This is a genomic window from Xenococcus sp. PCC 7305 (assembly GCF_000332055.1).
Lineage (GTDB): Bacteria > Cyanobacteriota > Cyanobacteriia > Cyanobacteriales > Xenococcaceae > Xenococcus.
Window position 1 is genome coordinate 1 of sequence record NZ_ALVZ01000013.1, and the last position, 2,373, is coordinate 2,373.

At 35.2% G+C, this 2,373-nt stretch carries 2 protein-coding genes and 1 pseudogene; 2 read left to right on the forward strand and 1 reads right to left on the reverse strand.

Annotation, left to right across the window (positions count from 1 at the left end; translation table 11 throughout):
* Positions 1 to 108 precede the first annotated feature (108 nt).
* A complete protein-coding gene (locus XEN7305_RS00115) occupies positions 109 to 327 on the reverse strand; it encodes a hypothetical protein (protein ID WP_006507249.1) in 219 nt (72 codons plus the stop codon).
* A gap of 18 nt (positions 328 to 345) precedes the next feature.
* Between XEN7305_RS00115 and XEN7305_RS00120 the strand changes: the two genes are divergently transcribed.
* Both XEN7305_RS00120 and XEN7305_RS00125 read left to right on the forward strand, forming a co-directional pair.
* Positions 346 to 1,230: a hypothetical protein gene (locus XEN7305_RS00120; RefSeq protein WP_006507250.1), complete on the forward strand. Its 885-nt coding sequence runs from the start codon at positions 346 to 348 to the stop codon at positions 1,228 to 1,230.
* 153 nt (positions 1,231 to 1,383) lie between these two features.
* Positions 1,384 to 2,094 (forward strand): annotated as a pseudogene (locus XEN7305_RS00125) (IS6 family transposase).
* Positions 2,095 to 2,373: the final 279 nt, after the last annotated feature.

Consider the following 2,373-nt stretch of genomic DNA (forward strand, 5'->3'; position numbering starts at 1 on the left):
GGTAAAACTCGACTGACTCTGGGCATGATTCCTCAACCATCTGACATTCCAGTTTCGTACCTTATCAAATTACACTTTCGAACGCGAATTGGTATTACCTATCATCCCTCAGTTATTTGACGCACAACCATCTCCAGTTTTGATTTTGCATAGTTCTTTAGTTGAATTCACTAAATTTAGCGTCTCAATATTCTCTAGAGAAATATCTGTAATGTTAGAATCCTCATTAGCCAAAATTTCTACTATATTTTCTTTTGCGTTTGCAATTGCTTCAGATACTGTCTCAATAATTACAATTAAATTGACAAACACTTTAATATAATTCATAGTAATTTATACTGTTCAATGGTTTTAGATACTCCAGTTGCCTTCATTATTTTTAATCGTCCAGATTTAACTAAGCTAGTTTTTAGCAAGATAAGGGAGGCTAAACCAAAAAAGTTATTAGTTATTGCTGATGGGCCGAGGTTTTTAGAGGAGAAAGAGCTTTGTAAAAAAACAAGATCAGTAATAGAACAAGTTGATTGGAATTGTGAAGTTCTAACTAACTATTCTGACACCAATAAAACTTCTCCAATTAGATGCCTTAGTGGTTTAAACTGGGTTTTTTCTTTGGTAGAAGAGGCTATTATCTTAGAAGATGACTGTTTGCCAACTCTTTCTTTCTTCTACTTTTGTCAAAACCTAATTAATAAATATCGCCATGATGAGAGAATTATGAGTATAAGTGGAAGTAACTTTCAATTTGGTAAAAGTCGTACTTCTTATAGCTACTACTTCTCTAAATATGCACATATTTGGGGATGGGCTACCTGGAAGAGAAGTTGGTCTAACATAGATTTTGAGATGAAAAAATGGGAGAATTTTAAGAAAGAACAACTCCTAAAATTTGTTTGTGAAGATCCCTATGAATTAAAATTTTGGACAAAAATATTTGACAAATGTGTTTATGAAAACGATTTACATTGGGATTGTTCTTGGCTTTTTACTTGTTGGAGTAGAAGTGGACTTACTATTCTCCCAAATAAAAATCTGGTTTCTAATATCGGTTTCAGAGAGGATGCCACACACACTACCTCAGCTGATAATCCAAGAGCGAATTTACCTACGATAGATATTTGGAATATCAAGCATCCTCCTTTTGTCGTACAACACAAAGAAGCAGACGAATTTACATTTGATACAAGTTTTGGTGGATATTATATGAAACTTTCAAAAAAACCGAGCTAAAATTCACAGGCACTGGTCTGCGGAAAGGAGATAGAGTCAAAGCCTCTGCTGTTGAGGGTTTCTATGATGCTCACGGGACGAGAACAAAACCCCATTTTCATTGTTGGAGTGATACTGTCAGGTTAACGAAGTGGCGTATGAAATAATGGGGAAATGAAAAATAATCCCTACGCACGCCACCGATTCCCCGCAGAAATAATCAGTCATTGTGTCTGGCTCTATAATAGCTTCTCCTTAAGTTTGCGCGATATTGAAAAGATGATGCTCTACAGAGGAGTGAAAGTAACTTATGAAAGTATCAGAGATTGGGTCAATAAATTCAGCCTTCCTATCGCTAAGAAAATCAGAACCAATCGTCGAAAATCAACTAATAAATGACATCTAGACGAGGTCAGAATTGTCATTACAAGGATTAGTACATTGGTTGTGGCGTGCAGTGGATATTGAAGGACAAGTCCTCGATATCTTGATTCAAAAACGACGCAATAAGAAAGCTGCTAAAAGATTATTCAAAAAGCTCGTAAAGAAACAAAAATTGACTCCTGGGGTGATAGTTACTAATAAGTTGAAGAGTTATGGAGTGGCAATTAAAGAAATAGAATTAGAAGCAGACATAGACAGCATAAGAGATTGAACAATCAAGAGAAAAATTCACATCAATGGACGAAATTAAGAGAAAAGAAGATGAGAAAATTTAACTCAGTAAAACAAGCTCAAAGATTTTTATCAGCAGGAGAGTTAATTTATCAACACACTCAACCTCCCAGGCATAAATTATTAGCCGCTATGACGAAAGAAATGATGAAAAAAGGAATAGAAGATTTGAAAGAGTTCACCAGAGTTACTGTATCTAATCAAGCCTAAGTAGTAGCCTTATTCAGGGTTATTGTGATTTTTGCTCTTTCCCATTATTCAACCTGACAATACCGGCAAAGTTGCTTTTTTTGGGATTGAGGGCACAGGTTCATATGGTCGAGAGCTAACAAATTTTCTGATAAATCATAAATTTTCTGTAGTTGAAGTTGGGCGTTTAACACGCAGTTCAAATACACGACTTGGAAGGTTAGCAGAAAAATGAGAAAGTAAAGAAGGAAATATAAGTCAAGAAAAATGCTTCCTCTAGTTGGCATACCCAGAACGATT